This window comes from Nonomuraea rosea (genome assembly GCF_039539705.1).
Taxonomy (GTDB): Bacteria; Actinomycetota; Actinomycetes; order Streptosporangiales; family Streptosporangiaceae; genus Nonomuraea; species Nonomuraea rosea.
The window spans coordinates 82,471-105,568 of record NZ_BAABDQ010000036.1 but is presented as its reverse complement, the minus strand read 5'-3'; the positions used below and the strand labels follow the sequence as shown (position 1 = coordinate 105,568).

Here is a 23,098-nt window from a genome sequence, read left to right as displayed (position 1 = left end):
CGCGGCTCACCGCGTGAAGGAGGTGGTCATCAGTGCTTGGACTTCTCCAGCTTGACGGCCTCTGCGGCCTCTTCCGCGGCCTTGGCGGCGACGTCGATGGAGCTCTCGCGGGTGCGGCGGATGCCGAGGATGCTGATGAACAGCGCGGCGAAGATCGTCTGGAAACTCATGATCAACGCCGTCGCGGAGGGCACGACGATACGCAGCGACTCACGCGGGTCGAGCTCGCCGAAGCTGCGCACCTGCCAGTGCACCAGCGACATGACCAGGCCGATCAGACCGGCCAGGGCGAGCAGCCCGCCGACCACGAGGCCCTTCTCCAGGCTCACGATGTCGATGAGCTTGCGGATGCGCGGCGACTCGGGCAGGAAGCCCTCCTCGGCCGCGTAGACCTTGGTGAAGACCGCGAACAGCGCCGCCTGGAAGCCGATCACCACCAGCGCCGACGATCCGACCAGGGTGTCGACGTCGAAGGCCAGCTCGCCGATCTCCACGGGCCCGAACGTCAGCGCCGTCCCGGCCGCCAGGCCGAGGACCATCATCAGCACGCCGGGGTAGAAGAACAGCCACTTCGGGCTGTAGAGGAGCAGGAAGCGCAGGTGGCGCCAGCCGTCACGCCACGAGCGCAGGTGCGGCGGGCGGGAGCGGCCGTCGGGCGAGAGCGTGGTGGGCACCTCGCGCACGTCGAGCCCGGACAGCGTGGAGCGGACCACCATCTCCGAGGCGAACTCCATGCCGCCCGTCTGGAGCTGCAGGCGCAGGATCGAGTCGCGCCGGAAACCACGCAGCCCGCAGTGGAAGTCCTTGATCGCCGAGGGAAAGAACAGCCGCCCGATGAAGGACAGCACCGGGTTGCCCAGATAGCGGTGCAGCGGGGGCATCGCGCCCGGGGAGATGCCGCCCCTGAAGCGGTTGCCCATCACCAGGTCGGCACCGTCGCGCAGCTCCTCGACGAACGGCAGCAGCGCGGTGAAATCGTAGGAATCGTCAGCGTCGCCCATGATGACGTATGTGCCGCGCGCCGCTCGGATCCCGCCCATGAGGGCGTTGCCGTAGCCCTTCTCATCGACGTGGACCACGCGGGCGCCGGCGTCTCGGGCGAGCTGTTGAGAGCCGTCCGTGCTGCCGTTGTCGGCGATCAGGACCTCGCCCTCGATGCCGTGCTCCGCCATGCACGCCAGTGCTTTGCGTACACAGACTTCCACGGTCTCCGCCTCATTGAGGCAGGGCATGACCACCGTCAGTTCCACGTGTCTACCCTTCAGTTAAGGCTCTTCCAGTGAACCATCATGCCCTGTGCCCACGGATGCTCGGGTCAAGACCCAAAAACGACTGGCATTCTTTACAGCATGGTGAGAGTCGCGGAGATTACCCCTGTGGACCACTCCGCCCCTGGCTGGGCAGCACGCCTGCTGTCCATGGTGGGCCGGCACCGCGCGTTCGCCGCGGCCTTCGGCGTCGGCGCCCTGCTGCGGCTCATCACCATGCTCGGCTACGGACCCGCCATGTGGTTCAACGACTCCTACGAGTACGTCTCGGTGTCGTTGCACCTGCGGCCGCATCCGATCAGGCCCGACGGCTACAGCTTCTGGCTGATGCTGCTCAAGCCGTTCCACAGCTTCTCGCTGGTGATCTTCACGCAGCACCTGATGGGGCTCGCCACGGCCTGCCTGATCTACGCGCTGCTGCGCATCAAGTTCAGGCTGCCGAAGTGGGGGGCCACGCTGGCGGCGGCGCCGGTGCTGTTCGACGCCTACCAGATCCAGCTCGAACAGCTCGTGATGTCCGACACGCTGTTCACGCTGCTGGTGGTGGGTGTGATCACGCTGGTGCTGTGGAAGCGGCGGCTGTCGTGGAAGGCGGGCGCGGTCGTCGGGTTCCTGCTGGCGCTGACCTGGCTGACCCGCTCCATCGGCATGCCGATCCTCGCGCTGGTGGTGCTCTATCTGCTGGTCAAGCGGACGGGCTGGCGGCCGATCGTGGCGGTGCTCACCGCGTGCGCGATCCCGGTCATGGCGTACATGGGGTGGTTCGCCTCCGCGTACGGCAAATTCGCGATGACCAACAGCGACGGGCTCATCCTCTACATGCGCACCGCGATCTTCGCCGACTGCAACAAGATGGAGTTCGACAAGTACAAAGAGGTCCAGCTCCTGCTGCTGTGCATCAACGAACCGGTCGATGCCCGTAAGGAATACGCACAGTGGTACCTGTGGGGCCAGGGCAGCCACAACGGCACGGCCACCGGCGAGGTGCTGCACCGGTGGGGCGTCAACAAGAAGTGGAGCGAGATCACCAACGACGCGGCGAGCGCGTTCGCCACGCGGGCGATCCTGTCTCAGCCGGGCGACTACCTCCAGGTGGTCGTGCGTGACTTCTTCCGCTCGTTCCACTGGGCGCGGCCGCGCTTCCCGGACGAGTCGACGTACAACATGTACCAGTTCAAGCCCTACGTGGAGCTGGACGAGAACGGGCAGCCCAAGCGGCTGCCGAAGTGGTCGTCGTACGCGGGCGGCCGGACCGACACCGATGCGTTCAGCTACGAGCAGGGCCCGCCCGAGACGAGGATCGTGCAGCCGTGGGCGAGCATCATGAGCGGCTACCAGCAGGTGTTCTACCTGCGCGGCATCATGCTCGGCGGCATCCTGCTCGTCGGCCTGTACGGCGTCGCGGTCCGCTGGCGCAAGTTCGGCGGCCCGGTGGTGCTGCCGTGGCTGGGCGCGGTCGGCCTGCTGCTCGCGCCGGCCGCGACGGCGGAGTTCGACTACCGCTATGTGCTGCCGGCCGTGCCGCTGGCCTGCATCGCGGCGGCGATCACGCTGCGCAAGGGCGTCACTTGGGCGCGGCGGTCACCCAAGAACGCATCAGCATCCGAGCCCACCACTCTGCCTGTGTGATCGTCTCGGCGGTCAGCACCGGCTGGAGCCACCAGAAGTTGATCAGCACGATCAGCGCGAACCCTCCCACCGCCGCGGCCCCCGCCGACCGCCGCCCGGAGGACGCCCCCGCCCTGCCCAGGACGAGCCCCGCCGCCAGCACGATCGCCAGCACCATGAAGGGCACCACGGGGATCATGTAGAACAGGTACATCGTCCGGTTGCCGGCGATGGCGTAGTAGAACCACGGCAGCCAGCCGGCCCCGAACCCCAGCAGCGTCGCCCCGGCCCGCCAGTCGCGGGTGGCCACGTACCAGGTGATGATCGCGATCAGCGCGAGGACGGCGCCGTACCAGAGCGCGGGGGTGCCGACCCCGAGCACGGCCTGCGAGCAGTCGTTCGCCCCGCACGCCGAGGCCGGCAGGTCCGGGGGGTAGTAGAAGGAGACCGGGCGTAAGAGCAGCGGCCACTGCCAGGGCTCCGACATGTAGGGGTGGTAGGCCTCCAGGCCGCTGTGATAGCCGAGCACCTGCGTCTGATACTTCAGCCACGACCGCGCCGAGTCGATCACGAAGAAGAACGGCCCGGCGGAGGTGGCCTGCTCCCAGTTGCGCCCCCACCCTCCCGCCGTGACGAACCACCCGGTCCACGACGCCAGGAACGTCACCGCAGGCGCGACGGCCAGCGCCGCGAACCCGCCCGGCACGTCGTACGAGAGCGCCCCCCGGTACGGCTGCCGCAGCCCCAGCGCCCGCCTGGCCCCCATGTCCCACATCACGCTCATGACCGCGAACGCGATCAGGAAGAAGATCCCCGACCACTTGACCGCGCACGCGGCCCCCAGGCACACTCCCGCCGCGACCCGCCACGGCCTGAGCCCGAGCCGCGGCCCGAGCTCGCTGATCGGCGCGCTCTCGTACCAGCCGGCCAGCCGCCGCCGCGCCCAGTCCCGATCGGCCACCAGGCAGGCGAACCCGGCCAGCACCCAGAACATCAGGAAGATGTCCAGCAGCGCCGTGCGCGAGAGCACCAGGTGCAGCCCGTCGAGCGCGAGCAGCAGCCCGCCCAGGCACCCGAGCAGCGTCGAGCGCGTCATCCTGCGCGCGACCCTGGCCATGATCAGGATCGACAGCGTGCCGACAAGCGCCGCGGCGAAGCGCCAGCCGAACGGGGTCATCCCGAACAGCCACTCGCCCGCGCCGATCATCCACTTGCCCAGCGGCGGGTGGGCCACGAAGGACGCGCAGTCCACCTGCTTCGGGCAGTGCTGGAAGATGTCCAGGTTGCCGGTGATGAGGCGCTTGTCGGCGATGGGGTTGTCGGCGTTGCCGAGCATGGTGCGCTCGACGCCGTGCTTGAGCAGGGAGTAGGCGTCCTTGATGTAGAAGGTCTCGTCGAAGACGACCGCTTTGGGCTCGCCGAGCCTGACGAAGCGGAGGATGCCGCCGAAGAGTGCGATCAGGAGCGGCCCCGCCCAGCCCGCCAGGGCGCCGCCCTGGATCGGCGGGACCAGGCGCTGCGCCACGACCCCCCTGTTCCTCACGATGCGCACCCTATGGCGTGGTGGTCCGCCTGTGAACCAGGTCGTACAGCTCGCGTTTGGGCACCCCCGCGCCCTTCGCGACGTCGGCGATGGCGAGCTTGCGCTGGGTCCCCTCCGCGACCCTGCGGTCCACCTCCGCGACGAGCTCGTCCAGGTCCGGCTCTTCGTCTCCGGCCACGTGGCCGGAGACCACGACCGTGATCTCGCCCTTGACGCCCGCGGCGGCCCACTCGGCCAGCTCGCCGAGCCCGCCCCTGCGCACCTCCTCGTACGTCTTGGTCAGCTCGCGGCACACGGCGGCCTCCCGGTCGGAACCGAAGGCCTCCGCCATGGCCGCCAGCGAGGTCGCCAGCCGGTGTGGCGCCTCGAAGAAGACCATCGTGCGCTCCTCCTCCGCCAGGGCCGACAGGCGGCGGGCCCGCTCGCCGGGCTTGCGCGGCAGGAACCCCTCGAAGCAGAACCGGTCGCTGGCCAGCCCGGACACCGCCAGCGCGGTCGTGACGGCGCTCGGCCCCGGCAGCGCGGTCACCGTGACGCCCTCCTCGACCGCGAGGCGCGTCAGCCGGTAGCCGGGGTCGGAGACGCCGGGCATGCCCGCGTCCGTGATCACCACGACCGTGCGGCCCTCCTTGAGCGTCTCGATGAGCTCCTGGGCCCGGCCGGCCTCGTTCTGGTCGTAGTAGGACACCACCCGGCCGGTGATCTGCACGCCGAGCTCGTTCGCGAGCCTGCGCAGCCGCCGGGTGTCCTCGGCGGCCACCACGTCGGCGCTTTCGAGCACTTCACGCAGTCGCGGCGAGACGTCGCCCGCCTGGCCTATGGGCGCCCCTGCCAGCACCAACCTGCCGTCGTTAGTCACCTGACCATTGTGGCAGGGCATCCCAATTAGACCGTGTTTCTTGGGTAAGGACCGCCTTGGGGCCCGTACGATGTCCGAATGGCGGTGACCGATTCCCCGTACCAGGCCTACGAAAGCCCGGAGGCCGGCGTGAGCCAGCCCCAGACGCGGTCCGTACGCGATCGGGTGATACCTCCTATGCGGGGCAGCATCCTGTGGGGGTGGATCGGCCCACTGCTGATCACCGTCTTCGGCGGCATCCTGCGCTTCGTCAACCTCGGCCATCCCAAGGCCGTGGTGTTCGACGAGACCTACTACATGAAGGACGCCTTCTCCCTGATCACGTGGGGGGTCGAGCGCGTCACGATCAAGGACGCCGACAAGGCGATCCTGGCCAACAACACCGACATCTGGCAGTCGTGCACGGCCGAGACCCTCGACAAGTGCGCCTCCTACGTGGTGCACCCGCCGCTGGGCAAGTGGATGATCGGCGCGGGCGAGTGGCTGTTCGGGCTCAACCCGTTCGGCTGGCGCTTCGCCGCCGCCCTGATCGGCACCCTGTCGATCCTGGTCCTGGCCAGGGTCGCGCGCCGGATGACCCGCTCGACGCTGCTCGGCTGCTTCGCCGGCCTGCTGCTGGCCCTGGACGGCCTGCACTACGTGCTCTCGCGCACGGCGCTGCTGGACATCTTCCTGATGTTCTGGGTGCTGGCCGCGTTCGCCTGCCTGGTGGCCGATCGCGACCAGGCTCGGGAACGGCTCGTCACCTGGTACGAGAAGTCGCCCCTGTCATCGCACGGCCCCTCGCTCGGGATCAGGTGGTGGCGGATCGGCGCCGGTGTCTGCCTGGCCCTGGCGATGTCGGTCAAGTGGTCGGGGCTGGCGTTCGCGGTCGCGTTCGCGATCATGTCGCTGCTGTGGGACTTCGGGGCGCGCCGGGCCATCGGCCTGCGCAACCCGTACGTGGGCGCGTTCAACAAGGACGTGCCGCAGGGGGTCCTGGCGTTCGCGGTGGTGCCGTTCGTGACGTACATGGCCACCTGGACGGGCTGGTTCGCCACGGCCACGGGCTACGGGCGCGACTGGGACCAGGCCACCTCGGCGGGCAATCCGCTCTTCTTCCTGTTCGACTCGATGCGGTCGTGGATCAAGTACCAGTGGCAGGTCTTCACCTTCCACAGCGACCTGGCGACCTCGCATCCCTATATGTCCGAGCCGTGGCAATGGCCGCTGCTGCTGCGTCCCGTCGCCTTCTACTACGAGGGCAAGCAGAACGCCTGCGGCGTCAAGGACTGCTCGGAGGCGGTGCTCGGGGTGGGCACGCCGGTGATCTGGTTCGGCGCGGTGGCCGCGCTGGTCGCGCTGATCACCTGGTACTTCTCCTCGCGCGACTGGCGGGCCGGCGCCGTGGTGGTGGCGTACGCGATGGGCTGGCTCCCTTGGTTCTACTTCGCCATCGCCGACAACCGCACGATGTTCCTGTTCTACGCCATCCCGATGGTGCCGTTCATGGTGCTGGCCATCACGCTGTGCGCCGGGCTGCTGATCGGCCCGTCCACACCGACCGCCGCGGGCACCATGCCGGTACGGCGTACCGTCGGGGCGGCCGTCGTCGGCGCGTTCGCGCTGCTCGTTGTGATCAACTTCTGGTGGCTCCACCCGATCCTGTCGGCCGAGTTGATCCCCTACACCGAATGGAAGGCTCGCATGCTCTTCGAAAAACGGTGGATATGATCACGCTACACTTGGCTCAATAGTGGTTTCTTAGGGTAGTCGCTGTGCAAGACCCAATACGCACCGGATTCGGTCATCGTCAGGCCCGGGGTCGATACGGCAAACTTCGAGGCATGAGTGCACCGGATGTCACCGCCCTTCTCGCCGAGTTGGAGCGTTCTCAGCCGGACCTGGCCGAAGAGGCCAGGACCGCCGTCGAATGGTTGACGGGTGGCGAACCGTTGGAGACGGTGACCCAGCTCGACGTCTGCGAGTTCCTCTGGTACACCCTGCCGATCAAGGTGGGGCCGCTGAAGCCCGGCGGCGACCACGAGCGCCTGGCGCGGTCGCTCGGGCGGCTGCTCCAGCTCGGCGGGATGGAGCGGTACGCCGCGTTGTGCGTGTCGCCCACGACCCAGCAGATCCTGCGCACCTACGCCCGCGAGGGCGAGGACGCGGGGACCAGCGCCTATCAGCAGGCGCTCGAGGCCACGGGTGTGCTTCCGCCCGATGTGCCGGAGCTGCAGTGGAGCATGATCATGGGGCCGGAGGAGCTGGGCGCGCACATCGCCTGCTCGGCCGCCCTGGAGCTGGGGATCGTCTCCGGCGAGCCGATCGACCGCACCGCCCTGACCCGGCGCTGGCTCACCGAGCCGCGCGCCGAGCTGGGCGGCGACAGCTGGCTCAACCGGGTGCACGGCGAGCGGCTCAACCGCTGGGTGCTGGGCCGCGGCCCGGCCAGGCGGAAGCTGGCTCAGCCGTTCGAAGTGCGCCTGCACGCGCCGGTGAGCCCGCAACCCCTGCCCGCTCTGCGCGGGCTGCTGTCCCTGGCCGCCAGGGAGGGCAGCCTGCCCCTGCGGCTGGCGCCCTCGCCGGAGGCGCTCCGGCTGCGGGAGCTGGCCGAGCGGGAGCTGGGCGCGATCAGCAGGGACGGCCAGAAGCTGTCCATCACCGAGCACGGCAGGCGGCTGCTCGACTCCCCTGACGCCATGTGGTCGGCGGTCACCCGGCTGCTGCTGGCCAGGGGCGAGCACGAGTTCGAGGTGTCGGCCCGTGAGGCCGCGCTCCTGCTGCTGGCCGACGGCACCCTGATGTCGCCGGCCGAGCTGCGCGAGCGGGTGGCCGAGGTGGTCGGCGGGGAGGGCTGGCATCCGACGACGAGCCTGGAGGACGTGGTCAGGCCGGTGACGGAGCTGATCGCCCAGCTCACGGCGCTGGGGCTGGCGTTCAGCGACGAGCTGGCGGTACGCATGGACCGGCCGGGGCAGTTCGCGGCCCTGGCGGCGTTGCGGGCCCATGCGCTGCGGCCCAGAAAATACGTCAGCTCAGGGTGACCCCCTGACCGGCTGACAGCCGGTCAGGCTTCCTGACCGGCTGTCAGCCGTTGGGCACCCTGCCTACGGCGCGCTTGAACTCGGGGCACTCGACCAGCGGATCGTGCTCGCAGACGGCCGCGTGGCGCAGGCTGTCGCGCAGCCGGGTGAGCTGCGCGACGCGCGCGTCCACCTCGCGCTCCTTGACGGCCATGCGCTCGCGCAGCCGCGCGTCGGACGGCCTGGCGCGCAGGAACTCGGCGATCTCCGACAACGAGAACCCCGCGTCGCGGGCGCAGGCGATGAGCGCCAGACGGTCGAGCGTCTCCGGCCGGTACGCCCGCCGCAGCCCGTTTCGCCCCTCGGCCGCGATGAGCCCCTTACGCTCGTAGAAGCGCAGCGCCGACGCGGCCAGCCCGGTCCGCCTGGACACCTCGCCGATGTCCACCAACACGTCGTCCACTCCGACTCCTTGACTTGAACCGCACTTCAAGTTGCAGTCTAGTCGGCATGCGAATTCATCATCTCAATGTCGGTTCCATGCGCGAGGTCGACGCGCTCGACGGCTCGGCGCCCGCCCGCGCGGTGTGCCACGCCCTGCTGATCGAGACCCCCGCCTCCGGGCTCGTGCTGGTGGAGGCCGGGCTCGGCCTGGACGACGTGGCCAAGCCCGCGGAGCTGCTCGACCGCGAGTGGACGGAACTGGTCGGCCCGGTCCTCGCCCCCGCCGAGACGGCCGTGCGGCAGGTCGCCGCGCTCGGGCACGACCCCGCCGACGTACGCCACATTCTGCTCACCCATCTGGACGTGGACCACAGCGGCGGGCTGCCCGACTTCCCGCACGCCCAGGTGCACGTCATGGAGGCGGAGCTGGAGGACGCGCTGGCGCAGGCCCCGAACCGGCGCTACCGTCCCGGCCACTGGGCGCACGGCCCCCGCTGGCAGACCTATCCGGGCACGGGCACGCGCTGGCTCGGCGTGGACGGGGTCCAGCCTGCGGCGGGCCTGCCGGAGGACATCCTGCTCGTCCCGCTCGGCGGCCACACCCGCGGGCATGCCGGGGTGGCGGTCAACGACGGCGAACGGTGGCTGCTGCACGCCGGGGACGCGTACTTCTACCACGGCGAGCTGGCCCGCGACCCGCAGTCACACCCGATGTTCGACATCGTCCAGAACGACGCCCAGGTGGACCCCGAACGCCGCGTGTCCAGCCAGGAGACGCTGCGCTCGCTCGTGCACGACCACGGGGTGACCGTCATCTCCGCCCACGACCCCTGGGAGCTGGCCGAACACACCCGGTAGTTAGGATGGCCTGAAGAGCTCTACGCCGGAGGGGGACCGTCATGGAGCTGTTCCCGGCCATGCCGCTCGCTGAGTGGGCCGAGACCAAGGAGACTTTTCACCGGTTCGCGCAGATCGTCGGCAAGATACGGCTGACGGCGAGCAACCGGCGCAACCATTGGTGGCAGGTTCCGTTCCATCCGACCGGCCGGGGGCTCACCACGCGGCCCATGGGCGGGCTCGGCGAGCAGCCGCTGTACGCCATCGACTTCGACCTCGTACGCCACCGCCTGGTGGTGGACGTGCTCGACGGCCGCAGCGCGGAGTTCAGCCTGATCGGCAGGTCGGTGGCGTCGTTCCACGATCGCCTCTTCGAGACGCTGGCCGGGCTGGGCATCCGGCCCGAGATCTGGGCGGTGCCGTTCGACCTGGGGGACGACACTCCGTTCGCCGAGGACACGCTGCACGCTCGCTACGACCCCATGCTGATCAACCGGTATTGGCGGATCCTGTCGCAGGTGACGCAGCTGCTCGACCGGTTCGCCGCGGACTTCGCCGGCAAGACCAGCCCGGTGCACCACTTCTGGCACACGTTCGACATCGCGGTCACGCGGTTCACCGGGCGGGTGGTCAAGGTCTCGCCGGAGGCCGATCCCGTCACCCGTGAGGCGTACAGCTGGGAGGTCATCAGCGCGGGGTTCTGGTTCGGCGACAAGGAGCGGCCGTGGCCGGCCTTCTACTCCTACACCGCGCCGGAGCCCAAGGGGCTGGAGCAGGAGCCGCTGCGGCCCGAACAGGCCGAGTGGCTGCCCGCCCGGGGCAGCCATCTGGCCGTGCTGCGGTACGACGACGTCCGGGCGTCGGGGGATCCGGTCGGGACGGTGCTGGAGTTCCTGGACAGCGCCTACCGGGCCGGCGCCAGGCTGACCGAGGTCGACGCGGAGGCGCTGAGCAGCCCCGGCGGCGTCACCGACCCCTATTACGCGAAGCTCAAGACGTGACGCTCAGGACATAAAACGAACGCCCGCCCTCCGGAGAGGGCGGGCGCTCTTACGAGTGCGTACCGGTGTGCGTGTCGCCTCTCGGCGAAAGGCACAACGCGGCTCCAGCCGAACGGTAGTCCGCGAAGGCAATAGGTGAGGCCCGGGGACACTGGGCACACCGGCCACGATTCATGTAACCACACCCGGCCGCCGGACATTCCCCCGCGCGCGCGTTTTCTCGCGACGAATTCTCCGGCCCGGTCTTCAGGAACGGGCAGCTGGGGTGCGATCCGCCGCCGCGGGACGGGCCACGGTCACGTCACGCATGAGGAGGATGGACGCCAGCGCGAGCAGGCCCGCGACGCCACCGATCCAGGCGACCGTGGAGCCCACGCCCGCCGCCGTGATCCGCGCCCCGTGCCCGGCGACCAGCGACTGGGCGCAGGCCAGGCCGAACGACCCGCCGAGCTGCTTGGTGAGCGCCGACCCGGCGGTGGCCGCGCCCATGTCGGCACGGGGCACGGCGTTCTGGCTGGCGATCGTGATGCCGCCCATCCCGGGACCGGTGCCCAGCCCGATGACCAGCAGGAACGCGCCGGTCATGAACAGCGGCGTGTCCGGGCCCAGCGTGACGAACGCCACCGTGCCGGCCGTGATCAGACCGGCCCCGGCCAGCAGGGGCGGCTTGGTGTGTCCCGATCGCCGGATGAGGACCGCCGTGAGCCTGTTGCCCGCCACCATCCCGGCCAGCAGCGGGAGCAGGAGCAGGCCGGAGGCGGTGGCGGACTGGCCGCGTGCGTGCTGGAGGTAGAGCGGCAGGAAGACGCCCACCGGCAGGGCCGCGAGCTGGAAGAAGAACCCGCCCGCGAGCAGCGCCGCATAGGTGCGGCGGCGCAGCAGGTGCGGCGGGAGCACCGGCGTGGCGGCCCGCCGCTCGACGGGTACGAGCGCCGCCAGCAGGGCCAGGCCCGCGAGCAGGGTGCCGAGCACGGCCGGGTCCCACCAGCCGCGGCCGGTGTTGCCCTTGAGGCTGAGCCCGATCAGGACCAGCGACAGGCCGGTGGCCAGCAGGGCGATCCCGGCCACGTCCAGCCGGCCGGGCGCGGCGTCCGGGTCGCGGCGCTGGGGCAGCGCCACGGCGATCACGGCGGCGGCCACCGCGCCGATGGGCAGGTTGATCAGGAACGCCCAGCGCCAGCTCGCATGATCGGTCAGCAGGCCGCCGAGCAGCGGGCCGCCCACCATGCCGGCGATCATCATGGCGGCCATCAGCGTCTGCATCCTGATCATGCCCTCGGCGCGGCTGGGCGGATGCAGGTCCCTGATCAGCGCCATGCCGAGGGTGAGCAGCGCGCCCGCGCCCAGGCCCTGGAAGGCTCTGCTGACGATCAGGAACTCCATCGAACCCGCCGCACCGCAGGCCAGCGAGCCGATCAGGAAGATCGCCACGCCGGAGAGTAGGAGGCGGCGGCGGCCGTACAGGTCGGAGAAGCGGCCGTAGATGGGGACGCTCACGGAGGAGGTGAGCAGGTAGGCCGTGATCAGCCACACGTACCAGGAGTCGGTCCCGCCCACCTGCTCGACGATGCGCGGGAGGGCGGTGCCGATCACGGTCCCGTCGAGCATGCCCAGGAAGGCGCAGCCGAGCAGGGCGTAGGTCACTGCCGTGCGGCTGCGGGCGGGCAGGTCCTCGTAGAGGTCCTTCACCTGGTCTCGTCGTCCTTGATCGCGCCGTGCAGGAACAGGTCGACCAGCTCGGCCGAGGTGAGCGGGGACGGCCCCCGGCCGGCCGCCATCACGAGGAACTGGAACGCCTCCGCGAGGCGCTCGGGGGCCAGCCTGAGGGCGTCCTGGTCGGGCTCGAACAGGCCGGCCAGCACGTCGCGCGTGGCCGCCATCGAAGCATCCCGCGCGGACCTCATCCCCGCACCGCCGGCCTCCGCTCCAGCGCCCCCGGCCCCCGCCTGCGGGACCTCGCCGACGGAGGCCGCCTCGCTGCCCAGTGCCCTCGCGCCGCGCAGGGCCGCCTCGCCGCCCGGGGCCCTTGCGTCGCGCAGGGCCGCTTCGCCGCCGGAGGCCGCCTCGCTGCCCAGGGCTCTTGCGTCGCGCAGGGCCGCTTCGCCGGAGGCTGCCTCGTCGCGTAGGGCGGCCGCGCTGCGTAGGGTCGCTTCGCTGCGGCGGAGGCCGCCGGAGGCGGCGAGTGCGCCCGCGACCGCGCCCATCCGGGACAGGTAGCCGCGCAGCGTCTCCGTCGCCTCGATCAGCCGCTCGGCCAGCGGCAGGTCCAGCGAGATCCCCGCCACATGGGCGAGCGTGTCGTCCGGCCGCTGCGCCTCCGCCATGCAGGCGGCCAGCAGCGCGTCCTTGTCGCCGAACGCCCGGAAGATCGTGCCCTCACCGATCCCCGCCGCACGGGCGACCTGGGCGGTGGTCACGGAGGTGCCGTACTCGACCACCAGAGGAAGGGCCGCCCGCACGATCATCTCGCGGCGCTGTTCCGGGCTCATCGCCGGCGCTCGACGCCGGCCTGTGGAGTTCATCATGCCTCCGACAGTACGGAGTGAGTACTCACTCCGTCAAGCATGATTGAGTAGGGGCATGGGAATGACCTCGTGGGTCACGGGCGGCCCCGTCAATTCGCCCTTCGCCTCCCCATCCGGCCTGCTCGGCCGCCTGGCCGGGCGCTTCATGTTCTGGACCAACCGCCAGGCCGACGTCCTGCCCGTCCTCGACGTACGCCCCGGCGATCACGTACTGGAGGTCGGGTACGGCCCCGGCGCCCTCATCGAGCTGCTCGCCATGACCGGCGCCGGGCGGATCTGCGGCGTGGACCCGTCGCCGGAGATGCGTACCCAGGCCGCCCGCCGCACCGGCACCGCCGACCTGCGCCTGGGCAGCGCGTCCGAGACCGGCTTCCCCGACGAGAGCTTCGACCGCGTCGTGTCGGTGAACACCGTGGCGCTCTGGCCCGGCCTCGAAACCGGCCTGGCCGAGCTGCGCCGCGTCACCCGCAGGGGCGGCCGCCTGGTGCTCGCCTGGCACGGGGGCACCGCGCCCTCGTTCATCGCCCGGGGGCTGCGGCTGCCCGAGGACAAGCTGGCGCGCATCCGGAGCGGGCTGGACGAGCTGTTCGACGACGTCGAGCGGCACGAGCTGAAGACGCTGACGGTGTTCGCGGCAAGCTGACCCCTGAGGACGAATCGGGCGCACGTACGGCCCGCTACGCCATCGGCTGCGGCGCACCGCGATCACCCTGCGCCACATCAGACTCGGCTGAGCCGCCATCCGGTTCAGGCCGGGTCCTTCAGGTTGGCCGCCCTCGCGTGCAGGTAGCGCTGCTGCGGGTAGCTCATCGCGCGCCTGGCCGCCTCCTCGTACGCCGCGCGGGCGGCGCCCGGCTCCCCCGCCATCTCCAGCAGGTGCGCCCTGACCGCGTGCAGCCGGTGATCGCCGGCGAGGTGGTCGTCGTGCTGGAGGCGTTCGAGCAGGTCGAGCCCCGCGCGGGGACCGCGCGCCATGGCCACGGCGACGGCGTGGTTGAGCGCCACCATGGGGTTGCCCGCGATGCGCATCAGCGCCTCGTACAGCGCCGTGATCTGCGGCCAGTCGGTCTCCTCCGCGCTCGGCGCCTCGTCGTGCACCGCCGCGATGGCCGCCTGCAGCTGGTACGGCCCCGGCGTCCCCCGGGGCAGCGCCTCGGTGATCAGCTCGATGCCCTCCGCGATCTGGCCGGCGTCCCACAGGATGCGGTCCTGCTCGGCCATGGGGATCAGCGCGCCGTCCTGACCTGTACGCGCCGGTCGCCGGGCGTCGGTGAGCAGCATGAGCGCGAGCAGGCCGGCCACCTCGGTGTCGCCGGGCAGGAGCCGGTGCACCATGCGGGTCAGCCTGATGGCCTCGGCCGCCAGCTCCGCGCGCTGCAGGTCGGGGCCGGACGTGCTGGCGTACCCCTCATTGAAGATCAGGTAGAGCACGTGCAGGACCGCGCCGAGCCGATCCGCGCGCTCGGCGGCGCGCGGCAGCCGGAACGGCACGCCGCTGTCCTTGACGCGCTGCTTGGCCCGGGTGATGCGGCGCGTCATGGTCCCCTCGGGCACCAGGAACGCGCGGGCGATCTCCGCCGTGGTCAGGCCGCCGACCGCGCGCAGCGTGAGGGCGATCTGCGCGGCCGGCGACAGCGACGGATGGCAGCACATGAACAGCAGGACGAGCGTGTCGTCCGAGGCCGGGACCGGCTGGTCGGCGGCGGGCGCCAGCCATTCGTCGGGCAGCCGCCAGGCCGCGACCTCGTCCTCGCGGCGCCGGCGCGCCTGCTCGGCGCGGAGCAGGTCGGTCAGCCGGCGGGCGGCCACGGTGATGAGCCAGCCCCGGGGATTGTCCGGTACGCCCTCCTTCGGCCACTGCACGGAGGCGGCGAGCAGCGCTTCCTGGGTGGCGTCCTCGGCGGTGGCGAAATGCCCGAACCGCCGGACGACCGCGCCGAGGACCTGCGGCGCCAGCTCGCGCAGCAGGCTCTCGGCCTCGGGGTCACGCATGTCAGGACCGGCTCAGAAGCCCATGTCGGCCTGGGAGTCGATGATCGGCCGGATGTCGGCCACGGCGTTGTCGTAGACGTTCCCGGGGTACGGGCACTTCGACAGGCGGGCGGCGATCTCGGTCGCCCGGTCGAAGCTCTCGCACTCGACGATCCAATAGCCGGCGAGCACCTCCTGCGTCTCCGCGTACGGCCCGTCGGTGACGGTGGGGACGCCGTCCTTGGTGTGGAGGCGCCTCGTGTGCACGGGCGCGGCCAGCCCGCGGGTCTCGACCAGCTCCCCCGCCTCCTCCAGCTCCTTGTTGAACGACGCCATGAACTCGACCATCGCCCCCACGTCCTCGGGAGCCCAGGCGGTCTGGCCCGCGGCGTCCTTGCCGGCCAGAACGTCGTAGTCCGCCTGCGAACCGTAGGAAAGGATCATGTACTTCATTGGTTTCGTCCTCTCTCGGGGTGCTTTCACGAGGGACGTCGGAGCCATGCCCGCGCTTCGGACATCTTCTCCCAGAAATTCTTTTTCCCGGGTTCCGTGTCCCGTCCATCGCACGGCGTGCGGCACCATCGGGGTGTGTCTTACGCAACCGCTCCCGACGGCGTCAAGCTGTCCTACCAGGTCCGCGGCAGCGGGCCGCCCCTCCTGCTCCTGCCCGGGCAGGCCAACTCGCACCACTGGTGGGACCCCGTGCGCGCGGACTTCGACGGGGACTACTCGACGATCACCTTCGACTACCGGGGCACCGGTGGCAGCGGCAAACCGGATGAGCCGTACACCACCCGGGGCTTCGCCGCCGACGCGCTGGCCGTGCTCGACGAGGTGGGGGCGGGGCGCGCGTACGTGTACGGGACCTCGATGGGCGGGCGGGTGGCCCAGTGGCTCGCGGCCGACCGGCCGGAGCGGGTGGAGGCGCTGGTGCTGGGCTGCACCTCGCCGGGCGGCGCCCACGGGATCGAGCGGAGCAACGACGTACGCAGGTCGCTGGCCCAGCCGGACCGGCAGGCGGCCGAGCGGGCGCTGCTGGAGCTCATGTACACGCCCGCCTGGCTCGCCGCGCACCCCGGCCCGTACCACACGGTCGGCGACCCCGGCATGCCCGCGCACGCCCGCCGCCGCCACCTGGCCGCCAGCGCGGGCCACGACAGCTGGGCCGCGTTGCCCGCCATCACCGCGCCCACGCTGATCGTCCACGGGACCGACGACGTGTTCAACCCGGCCGCCAACGCCCCGCTGCTGGCCGAGCGCATCCCCGGGGCGGGGCTGCGGCTGATCGAGGGGGCGCGGCACGCGTACTTCGAGGAGTTCCGCGAGGTTGCGAGCCCGCTGGTGCTGGGCTTCCTGGCCGGCGCTACCCCGCGGCACGGGTGAGGCGGGCGGCCAGCGCGCGCAGGTGCGCGGCCAGCTCCGGCGGCTCGTGCACCTCGAACTCGCAGCCCAGCGTGAACAACCTGACGACCAGCCAGTCGAGCGTGTCGGCGGGCATGCGCAGCCGGCAGGTCCGTTCGTCGATCGCGGTGACCTCGCCGATCCCGCCGATCACCTCGGTCACGGGGGTGTGCAGGGTGACGACGGCCTCGTACGTGGGGGCGAGCGAGTAGAGCTGCGCCTCGACGTACGCGGCGGCGCCCCCGGCGGGCGGCTCGCGCGGCGTGCTCCTGGCGCCCGTCGGCCGCAGGTCGGCGATGCGGTCGATGCGGAAGATGCGCCAGTCGTCGCGGTCGAGGTCGTGCGCGAGGAGGTACCAGCGCCGCCCGGCGGCGACGAGACGGTGCGGATCGACCAGGCGGGTGCCGGTCGTCCCGTCGTTCGAGCGGTACCCGAAGCGCACCCGTTCCCGGTTCGCCACCGCCACCGCCAGCGCGGTGAGCTGCTCGGGATCGACCTCCGGCCCGCCCATGGAGGGCATCGGCACAGTGGCGCCGCCCAGCGATCTCACCCGGTAGCGCAGGCGGGACGGCAGCACCTGCTCCAGCTTCGCCAGCGCCCGCACCGACGCCTCCTCGATGCCCTGCACCGGATGCCTGGCCGCGGTGGACAGGCCGACCGTGATGGCCACCGCCTCCTCGTCGTCCAGCAGCAGCGGCGGCATGGCCGTGCCGGCCACCAGGCGGTATCCGCCCTCGGAGCCCATGCTCGCCTCGACGGGGTAGCCGAGGTCACGCAGGCGTTCGACGTCGCGCCGGATCGTACGGCGGCTGACCCCGAGCCGGTCCGCCAGCTCGCCGCCCGGCCATTCGCGTGGGGTCTGGAGGAGCGAGAGCAGCGCCAGGAGCCGGGATTCACTCATAAATTCCATGATGCCGGACATGTAGGACAAGTCCTGACCTACTGGCTGTTTACCGTGGTCAGCACGTACCCGTCCACCAGGAGGAACATCATGACCGTCAAGTCCACCCCCGAGGGCTACACCAGCGTGACGCCGTGGATCATCTCCCGCGACACGGCCGGGCTGATCGACTGGCTCAAGACCGCGTACGCCGCCGTGGAGCTGGGTCGCATGACGGACGAGAACGGCCGGATCGGCCACGCGGAGGTACGGATCGGGGACGCGGTCGTGATGCTGTTCGACTCCCCGCCCGAATGGCCGGAGACGCCCGCCTTCCTGCGCCTGTACGTTCCTGACGCCGACGCCACCCACCGCCGGGCCGTCGAGGCGGGCGGCACGTCGGTGACCGAGGTGACGCACCTGTTCTTCGGCGACCGGGTGGGGCGGATCAGGGATCCGTTCGGCAACCTGTGGTGGATCCAGACGCACCTGGAGGACGTCGCGCCGGAGGAGCTGGAGCGCCGGCTGAGCGACCCGGAGTTCGTGAAGGCGATGGAGTACGTCCAGAGCGCCCGGTTCTTCGAGTAGGCGGATATCGGCTGGACGTGGCGGGCCGGGCCTTGCTAAGTTGCCCGTCATGTCCAGCCCCGAGGCGTCAAGACGCTAGCCACCGGTCGTCCGGTGGCTCTTCCGCGTGGTCGGTTCCCGCTGCCCCTGAGGCCGGGATGCCGTATTTCTCCCGCGACCGCTCGCCACTCCGGATCACCGTGTTGAGGGCTCTTTCCTGACCTGTGCCGTGCGCCTCATGACGCCCGGCGGGTCTTCAGGCGTGGCTGGACCGGCTCGTTCCGGCCTGCCCGCCTCCTTGCCGATCCACGAGATCGATCCACGAGCCGGCCCACGCTGCCGGCTCATGGTCGCGGAGTTTCTTCATGCCATTCGCTATCTACCTGCTCGGGCTGGCGGTCTTCGCCCAGGGGACGTCCGAGTTCATGCTGTCCGGGCTGATCCCGGGCATCGCGCGGGACCTCCAGGTGTCCATTCCCGCCGCCGGGCTGCTGACCTCGGCCTTCGCCGTCGGGATGGTGATCGGGGCGCCGTTGATGGCGGTGCTCAGCCTGCGCTGGTCCAGGCGGCGCGCGTTGCTCGTCTTCCTGATCGTCTTCCTGCTCGTGCACGTCCTCGGCGCGGTCACCACCAGCTACGAGGTGCTGCTGCTCACCCGGGTGGTGGCCGCGCTGGCCAACGCCGGGTTCCTGGCGGTGGCGCTGGCCACCGCCATCGGCATGGTGGCGCCCGATGCCAAGGGCCGGGCCACGTCGGTGCTGCTCGGCGGCGTCACGATCGCCTGCGTCGCGGGGGTGCCCGGTGGGGCGCTGCTGGGAGAGGTGTGGGGGTGGCGGTCGGCGTTCTGGGCGGTGGCCGTCGCGCTGGTCCCGGCCATCGTCGCGGTCTGGAGGTCCATCCCCGCGGACGTCCCTGACCAGCGCCCTGTGCCCGCCGATCGGGCCGGGCGGTGGGCGCGGGGCTCGGGGCCTCGGGGTGGGCTGGGGCCGCTGCAGCGGGCGCGGGGTGAGCTGCGGGTGCTGCGGCGGCCGCGGCTGCTGGTGCTCCTGCTGCTCGGGGCGCTGGTCAACGGCGCCACTTTCGATACGTTCACCTACCTCGTGCCGCTGCTCACCGGCGACACCGGCATCGGAGCGGGCTGGATGCCCGCCATGCTGGCGCTGTTCGGCCTGGGCTCGTTCGCCGGAGTGACCATCAGCGGCCGGTACGCCGACGTACGGCCGATGCCGCTGCTGATCGGCGGCGGGGTGGCGCTGGCCGCGGGCTGGGCCGTGTTCGCGCTGACGGCCGGCAGCCCGGCGCCCGCCGTCGCGCTGGTCTTCGTGCAGGGGACGCTGTCGTTCGCCGTCGGGTCCACGCTGATCTCGCAGGTGCTCTACGCGGCGACCGAAGCGCCGACCCTGGCCGGCGGGCTCGCCACGGCGGCGCTCAACGTGGGCGGCGCGGCAGGGCCCTGGCTCGGCGGGGTCGCGATCGGGGCCGGGCTGGGGTTCAGGTCACCGCTGTGGGTGAGCGCGCTGCTGGTGGCCGCCGCGCTGATTTTTGGGCTTCTCTCCAAGAGGAACGGGTATGCGGGCCCCGTGGGTAAGCCGATGGAATCCGATCACCAGCATGAGGCAGAGTGACTCCATGGAATCTGCGGCACATTTCCATCGCGAAATACGAGCATTCCAGGCCGCCGTCGAGCAGGCGGCCAAGGCGGACAGCGCGCCCATCGTGCCGTCCTGCCCCAACTGGACGGTCGCCGATCTGGCGATCCACATCGGTGGCGTGCATCGGACCGTGATCAGCATCATCAAAGATCAGCTCACGCAGCCGCCGGACCGCGCCGACCTCACCTTCATGAAGCTGCCCCCCGACCTCGCGGGCTGGCCCGATCCGGAGAACGCGCCCAACCACCTGCCGATCCCGGCCAACCTGCCCGGCTGGCTGGCCGAAGGCTCGGCCGAGCTCGAAGCCCTGTTCAGGACGAGCGAGCCCGGCAGGCCCGCGTGGACGTGGTCGAACGAGCACACCGTCGGGTTCTGGCTGCGGATGCAGACGATCGAGGCGGCCGTGCACCGCTGGGACGCCGAGAACGCCATCGGGGTGCCACAGCCGATCGACGCCGAGGTCGCGGCGGACGCGATCCCGCAGATGTTCGAGGTCATGGCGCCCGCGCGGCGTACCTGGCTGTCGGCGCCGGCCGGGGCCGGTGAGCGGTTCCGCTTCCACCGGACCGACGGCGCGGGCGCCTGGCTGGTCCGCTTCGACGGCGACGACGTACGGCTCACGACCGCCACCCAGGACGGCGGCTGCGACGTCGAGCTGGCCGGTACGGCGTCGGACCTGATGCTGTACCTCTGGCAGCGGATCCCCGCCGGCGACCTGGACGTGAGCGGCGACCGCAGCATCCTCGACCGCTACTTCGTCCTCGTGCCTCCCTTCTGACCTGACCTGGCGGGCATGCAGGTCGGGGACTTGAGCGGCGCACGCCCTGGGCTTCGCCGACCAGGCCCGCTTCCACCGGCACTTCACCACCGCGTACGCCATCACTCGCTCAGCGCGCGGGTAGCCCGTACGCGTCCGGCCCCGGACGATGCCGGGGCCGGAAGCTTTGAAATATGCGTGCTCAGGTGACGGTGGCGGGCTGGGCAGAAAGGAGAGTCTGGACCCAGCCAGTGGTATCGACCGTGCCCCGGCCCACGAGGTCGTCGTCCTGCCCGTCGAAGGGATCGGCGTCGAAGTAACGATGCAGGGAGCCGTTCGAGTGATGGCCGTAGTAGACGCCGCCACCCGGAGACAGGAGATGGTCGAAGCCCTGCCAGGTGGCATCACGCAACTGGTGACGCTGCCAACTGCCCGCACCGGCGATCCGGTAGGAGATGAGCTGACCACCCGCCGTGGTGCCCAGCACCCAGTCCGGCCCGGTGGCGGTGAGGGTCTTGAGCGTGAACCCGCTCCCGATCAACGTGTTACCGCTGATGTCGGCAAGAGCAGGCTTCGCCGCGGCGATCGTGTACCGGCGCAACGCACCACCCGCGATCCCGAACAAATGACCCTTGCCGTCAAAGGCCAGCAGGTCATGCGTGTAACCATTGCCGAGATAGACCGGCGGCTCGAACTCCAGCGAGTCCCGGTTCGTACGGATATCGACCCGGTACAACATCCCGCCCGAGTCCGCCTTCGTCACCAGCAGCGTGTTGAAATTCAACGTCGCCATGGCCTTCGGAGTGAACCCCAGCGCCGCGGCCGACACGACCGCACCATGCGTACGCTTCCCCGAAGCCGCATCGATCGACGTATAGGTCAACCGGCCATCCGCCAGCACCCCGTACACCGAGGCGACGCCCTCCGGGCCGTCGACATAGGGCCAGATGGCGTTGACGATGAGCTGCGCGTCGCCGGCCTGCACCTGATAGCGGTCCGGATAGGCCGACACCTGCACGGCCTGGCACACGTCGCCGATGCGCGCGCTCTTCCAGCCGTCGTTCGGGTAGAGCCGCACCATCTTGTCGAGGAAGGCGTTGGTGGCCCACGTCGCGTTGAGCCGCTGCGACCTGCTTCCCCAGGAGGCACGCTGCTGGAACAGGCCCAGACTGTCGTGGTCGACTTCCTCGCTGATGTTCTGGATGCTGGTCTCCACGATGATCGTGGCCACCGCGATCACGGCCGCGCGCGGGGCCAACCCGCGGTCGTGCACGGCCTTGATCACCATGCGGGCGCAGGAGACGCGGTAGGCGGACATGTAGCCGCGCATCTTGTCGTTGAGCGTGCTGTTGAGCCGAGTCGCCAAGGCCGCGTCGGTCGAGGTGGTGCCGCCGGGGTCGCACGCGGCCTGCTGGTAGGCGGCGGTGATGTCCGACGTGGCGGGCGGCTCCAGGCGTAACTCTGCCTGCGGCTCCTGCGACGGCTGCGGATCGGCCGCCGCGGGGAACGTGACGGCCGATGAGCCGATCGCGGTGAGGACCGCCGCCGCCGTGACGACGGCGCGTAAGAGAACGGATCGAAGCATGCGCAGATCCTTCATGAGCTCGTCACGGTGGCGGGCTGGGCGGACAGGAGAGTCTGGACCCAGCCAGTGGTATCGACCGTGCCCCGGCCCACGAGGTCGTCGTCCTGCCCGTCGAAGGGATCGGCATCGAAGTAACGATGCAGGGAGCCGTTCGAGTGATGGCCGTAGTAGACGCCTCCACCCGGAGACAGGAGATGGTCGAAGCCCTGCCAGGTGGCATCACGCAACTGGTGACGCTGCCAACTGCCCGCACCGGCGATCCGGTAGGAGATGAGCTGACCACCCGCCGTGGTGCCCAGCACCCAGTCCGGCCCGGTGGCGGTGAGGGTCTTGAGCGTGAACCCGCTCCCGATCAACGTGTTCCCGCTGATGTCGGCAAGAGCAGGCTTCGCCACGGCGATCGTGTACCGGCGCAACGCACCACCCGCGATCCCGAACAAATGACCCTTGCCGTCAAAGGCCAGCAGGTCATGCGTGTAACCATTGCCGAGATAGACCGGCGGCTCGAACTCCAGCGAGTCCCGGTTCGTACGGATATCGACCCGGTACAGCATCCCGCCCGAGTCCGCCTTCGTCACCAGCAGCGTGTTGAAATTCAACGTCGCCATGGCCTTCGGAGTGAACCCCAGCGCCGCGGCCGAAACGACCGCACCATGCGTCCGCTTCCCCGAAGCCGCATCGATCGACGTATAGGTCAACCGGCCATCCGCCAGCACCCCATACACCGAGGCGACGCCCTCCGGGGCGGGCGTGGTGCAGTTGCGGCTGGTGACGTTGCGCCAGGTCCGGTTGTCCGACTGGCCGTAGGTGACACCGTTGAAGGTGGGTTTGATCCGCTCGGCGCCCTCGAACCCCCAGGAGGCCGACCCGTTGCCGTCGGAGTCGTATCCGAGCTCGAAGTGCAGGTGGGGGTGGCCGTTGGAGGTCTCGCCGTCCTTGCCGACCTTGCCGATCACCGCTCCCCGCTGCACCCTGTCGCCAACCGATACGTTGCGGGTCTGCAGGTGGAGGTACGTGGTGAAGTAGCCGCCGCCGTGGTCGATCTGGATCATGTTGCCGGCGTTGCCGTGTCTTACGGACTGGTTCACCTTCCCCGCAGCGGGGGCGATCAGGGTGGCCCCCTCGGTGCCGTGCTGGTCGGGCTCCTTCACCATGTCCAGTGCGGGGGCGTGGGCCCACGTGTCCAGTCGCCACT

Annotated in this window: 21 protein-coding genes; 10 read left to right on the top strand and 11 right to left on the bottom strand. The window is 70.5% G+C overall.

Features of this window, described 5'->3' with window-relative positions; all coding sequences use genetic code 11:
• Nucleotides 1-29 precede the first annotated feature (29 nt).
• On the bottom strand, nt 30-1,250 hold the full coding sequence (locus ABEA43_RS50595) for a glycosyltransferase family 2 protein (protein WP_345573295.1): 1,221 nt from the start codon (nt 1,248-1,250) through the stop codon (nt 30-32).
• A gap of 99 nt (nt 1,251-1,349) precedes the next feature.
• Between ABEA43_RS50595 and ABEA43_RS50590 the strand changes: the two genes are divergently transcribed.
• Nucleotides 1,350-2,897 carry a hypothetical protein gene (locus ABEA43_RS50590; RefSeq protein WP_345573294.1) on the top strand — a complete coding sequence of 516 codons (1,548 nt, stop codon included), beginning with the start codon at nt 1,350-1,352 and terminating at the stop codon, nt 2,895-2,897.
• On the opposite strand, the gene ABEA43_RS50585 is transcribed toward ABEA43_RS50590, so the two are convergent.
• The gene (locus tag ABEA43_RS50585; protein ID WP_345573292.1) at nt 2,833-4,419 is read right to left on the bottom strand and encodes a dolichyl-phosphate-mannose--protein mannosyltransferase; all 1,587 of its coding nucleotides are present in this window, start codon (nt 4,417-4,419) and stop codon (nt 2,833-2,835) included. The two genes, ABEA43_RS50590 and ABEA43_RS50585, sit on opposite strands and share 65 nt — an antisense overlap.
• A gap of 10 nt (nt 4,420-4,429) precedes the next feature.
• Complete coding sequence (gene rsmI, locus ABEA43_RS50580; protein ID WP_425570561.1) at nt 4,430-5,299, bottom strand: 16S rRNA (cytidine(1402)-2'-O)-methyltransferase; 870 nt, start codon at nt 5,297-5,299, stop codon at nt 4,430-4,432.
• Nucleotides 5,300-5,356: 57 nt separating this feature from the next.
• Between rsmI and ABEA43_RS50575 the strand changes: the two genes are divergently transcribed.
• Both ABEA43_RS50575 and ABEA43_RS50570 read left to right on the top strand, forming a co-directional pair.
• The gene (locus ABEA43_RS50575) at nt 5,357-6,991 is read left to right on the top strand and encodes a dolichyl-phosphate-mannose--protein mannosyltransferase (RefSeq protein WP_345573290.1); all 1,635 of its coding nucleotides are present in this window, start codon (nt 5,357-5,359) and stop codon (nt 6,989-6,991) included.
• A gap of 113 nt (nt 6,992-7,104) precedes the next feature.
• Nucleotides 7,105-8,304, top strand: coding sequence for a hypothetical protein (locus ABEA43_RS50570; RefSeq protein WP_345573289.1), 1,200 nt, complete (start codon nt 7,105-7,107; stop codon nt 8,302-8,304).
• A 43-nt stretch (nt 8,305-8,347) separates the two neighbouring features.
• Here ABEA43_RS50570 and ABEA43_RS50565 read toward each other — a convergent pair whose 3' ends face one another.
• Entirely contained in the window at nt 8,348-8,746 is a 399-nt protein-coding gene (locus ABEA43_RS50565; RefSeq protein ID WP_345573288.1) for a MerR family transcriptional regulator, read from the bottom strand.
• A 77-nt stretch (nt 8,747-8,823) separates the two neighbouring features.
• On the opposite strand from ABEA43_RS50565, the gene ABEA43_RS50560 reads away from it, so the two are divergent.
• Nucleotides 8,824-9,585, top strand: a complete 762-nt coding sequence (locus ABEA43_RS50560) for an MBL fold metallo-hydrolase (protein WP_345573287.1) — start codon at nt 8,824-8,826, stop codon at nt 9,583-9,585.
• A gap of 41 nt (nt 9,586-9,626) precedes the next feature.
• The gene (locus ABEA43_RS50555; RefSeq protein ID WP_345573286.1) at nt 9,627-10,565 is read left to right on the top strand and encodes a DUF5996 family protein; all 939 of its coding nucleotides are present in this window, start codon (nt 9,627-9,629) and stop codon (nt 10,563-10,565) included.
• A gap of 246 nt (nt 10,566-10,811) precedes the next feature.
• Here the strand turns inward: ABEA43_RS50555 and ABEA43_RS50550 are convergent, their stop codons facing one another.
• Entirely contained in the window at nt 10,812-12,254 is a 1,443-nt protein-coding gene (locus ABEA43_RS50550) for an MFS transporter (protein WP_345573285.1), read from the bottom strand.
• A complete protein-coding gene (locus tag ABEA43_RS50545; protein ID WP_345573283.1) occupies nt 12,251-13,090 on the bottom strand; it encodes a TetR/AcrR family transcriptional regulator in 840 nt (279 codons plus the stop codon). The genes ABEA43_RS50550 and ABEA43_RS50545 overlap by 4 nt, the downstream gene beginning before the upstream one ends.
• A 61-nt stretch (nt 13,091-13,151) precedes the next feature.
• On the opposite strand from ABEA43_RS50545, the gene ABEA43_RS50540 reads away from it, so the two are divergent.
• Nucleotides 13,152-13,733 carry a class I SAM-dependent methyltransferase gene (locus tag ABEA43_RS50540; RefSeq protein WP_345573282.1) on the top strand — a complete coding sequence of 194 codons (582 nt, stop codon included), beginning with the start codon at nt 13,152-13,154 and terminating at the stop codon, nt 13,731-13,733.
• Between the two features lie 104 nt (nt 13,734-13,837).
• Here the strand turns inward: ABEA43_RS50540 and ABEA43_RS50535 are convergent, their stop codons facing one another.
• Nucleotides 13,838-15,082 (bottom strand): RNA polymerase sigma factor, encoded by a 1,245-nt coding sequence (locus ABEA43_RS50535; RefSeq protein WP_345573281.1) that lies wholly within the window; start codon nt 15,080-15,082, stop codon nt 13,838-13,840.
• Between the two features lie 12 nt (nt 15,083-15,094).
• The gene (locus ABEA43_RS50530; RefSeq protein WP_345573279.1) at nt 15,095-15,514 is read right to left on the bottom strand and encodes a YciI family protein; all 420 of its coding nucleotides are present in this window, start codon (nt 15,512-15,514) and stop codon (nt 15,095-15,097) included.
• 135 nt (nt 15,515-15,649) lie between these two features.
• On the opposite strand from ABEA43_RS50530, the gene ABEA43_RS50525 reads away from it, so the two are divergent.
• Nucleotides 15,650-16,444, top strand: coding sequence for an alpha/beta fold hydrolase (locus ABEA43_RS50525; RefSeq protein ID WP_345573278.1), 795 nt, complete (start codon nt 15,650-15,652; stop codon nt 16,442-16,444).
• Here the strand turns inward: ABEA43_RS50525 and ABEA43_RS50520 are convergent.
• Nucleotides 16,425-17,363 (bottom strand): helix-turn-helix transcriptional regulator, encoded by a 939-nt coding sequence (locus tag ABEA43_RS50520; RefSeq protein WP_425570559.1) that lies wholly within the window; start codon nt 17,361-17,363, stop codon nt 16,425-16,427. The two genes, ABEA43_RS50525 and ABEA43_RS50520, sit on opposite strands and share 20 nt — an antisense overlap.
• 90 nt (nt 17,364-17,453) lie before the next feature.
• On the opposite strand from ABEA43_RS50520, the gene ABEA43_RS50515 reads away from it, so the two are divergent.
• The 3 genes from ABEA43_RS50515 to ABEA43_RS50505 all read left to right on the top strand — a co-directional run bounded on the left by ABEA43_RS50515 (nt 17,454) and on the right by ABEA43_RS50505 (nt 20,339).
• Nucleotides 17,454-17,930, top strand: a complete 477-nt coding sequence (locus ABEA43_RS50515; protein WP_345573275.1) for a VOC family protein — start codon at nt 17,454-17,456, stop codon at nt 17,928-17,930.
• Between the two features lie 344 nt (nt 17,931-18,274).
• Nucleotides 18,275-19,534: a Cmx/CmrA family chloramphenicol efflux MFS transporter gene (locus ABEA43_RS50510; protein ID WP_345573274.1), complete on the top strand. Its 1,260-nt coding sequence runs from the start codon at nt 18,275-18,277 to the stop codon at nt 19,532-19,534.
• 4 nt (nt 19,535-19,538) lie between these two features.
• On the top strand, nt 19,539-20,339 hold the full coding sequence (locus tag ABEA43_RS50505) for a maleylpyruvate isomerase family mycothiol-dependent enzyme (RefSeq protein ID WP_345573273.1): 801 nt from the start codon (nt 19,539-19,541) through the stop codon (nt 20,337-20,339).
• A gap of 181 nt (nt 20,340-20,520) precedes the next feature.
• Here ABEA43_RS50505 and ABEA43_RS50500 read toward each other — a convergent pair whose 3' ends face one another.
• Together ABEA43_RS50500 and ABEA43_RS50495 are read right to left on the bottom strand one after the other, a co-directional pair.
• A complete protein-coding gene (locus ABEA43_RS50500) occupies nt 20,521-21,903 on the bottom strand; it encodes a tachylectin-related carbohydrate-binding protein (protein ID WP_345573272.1) in 1,383 nt (460 codons plus the stop codon).
• Between the two features lie 11 nt (nt 21,904-21,914).
• Nucleotides 21,915-23,057, bottom strand: a complete 1,143-nt coding sequence (locus ABEA43_RS50495) for a M23 family metallopeptidase (protein WP_345573271.1) — start codon at nt 23,055-23,057, stop codon at nt 21,915-21,917.
• Nucleotides 23,058-23,098 lie beyond the last annotated feature (41 nt).

Excerpts from the sequence above, each read along its gene's own strand:
- ABEA43_RS50590 (WP_345573294.1), top strand. The coding sequence starts at position 1,350 with ATGGTGAGAGTCGCGGAGATTACCCCTGTGGACCACTCCGCCCCTGGC.
- rsmI (WP_425570561.1), bottom strand. The coding sequence starts at position 5,299 with ATGCCCTGCCACAATGGTCAGGTGACTAACGACGGCAGGTTGGTGCTG.
- ABEA43_RS50575 (WP_345573290.1), top strand. The coding sequence starts at position 5,357 with ATGGCGGTGACCGATTCCCCGTACCAGGCCTACGAAAGCCCGGAGGCC.
- ABEA43_RS50570 (WP_345573289.1), top strand. The coding sequence starts at position 7,105 with ATGAGTGCACCGGATGTCACCGCCCTTCTCGCCGAGTTGGAGCGTTCT.
- ABEA43_RS50560 (WP_345573287.1), top strand. The coding sequence starts at position 8,824 with ATGCGCGAGGTCGACGCGCTCGACGGCTCGGCGCCCGCCCGCGCGGTG.
- ABEA43_RS50555 (WP_345573286.1), top strand. The coding sequence starts at position 9,627 with ATGGAGCTGTTCCCGGCCATGCCGCTCGCTGAGTGGGCCGAGACCAAG.
- ABEA43_RS50545 (WP_345573283.1), bottom strand. The coding sequence starts at position 13,090 with ATGATGAACTCCACAGGCCGGCGTCGAGCGCCGGCGATGAGCCCGGAA.
- ABEA43_RS50540 (WP_345573282.1), top strand. The coding sequence starts at position 13,152 with ATGACCTCGTGGGTCACGGGCGGCCCCGTCAATTCGCCCTTCGCCTCC.
- ABEA43_RS50535 (WP_345573281.1), bottom strand. The coding sequence starts at position 15,082 with ATGCGTGACCCCGAGGCCGAGAGCCTGCTGCGCGAGCTGGCGCCGCAG.
- ABEA43_RS50530 (WP_345573279.1), bottom strand. The coding sequence starts at position 15,514 with ATGAAGTACATGATCCTTTCCTACGGTTCGCAGGCGGACTACGACGTT.
- ABEA43_RS50520 (WP_425570559.1), bottom strand. The coding sequence starts at position 17,363 with ATGAGTGAATCCCGGCTCCTGGCGCTGCTCTCGCTCCTCCAGACCCCA.
- ABEA43_RS50515 (WP_345573275.1), top strand. The coding sequence starts at position 17,454 with ATGACCGTCAAGTCCACCCCCGAGGGCTACACCAGCGTGACGCCGTGG.
- ABEA43_RS50510 (WP_345573274.1), top strand. The coding sequence starts at position 18,275 with ATGCCATTCGCTATCTACCTGCTCGGGCTGGCGGTCTTCGCCCAGGGG.
- ABEA43_RS50505 (WP_345573273.1), top strand. The coding sequence starts at position 19,539 with ATGGAATCTGCGGCACATTTCCATCGCGAAATACGAGCATTCCAGGCC.
- ABEA43_RS50500 (WP_345573272.1), bottom strand. The coding sequence starts at position 21,903 with ATGCTTCGATCCGTTCTCTTACGCGCCGTCGTCACGGCGGCGGCGGTC.
- ABEA43_RS50495 (WP_345573271.1), bottom strand. The coding sequence starts at position 23,057 with ATGGTGAAGGAGCCCGACCAGCACGGCACCGAGGGGGCCACCCTGATC.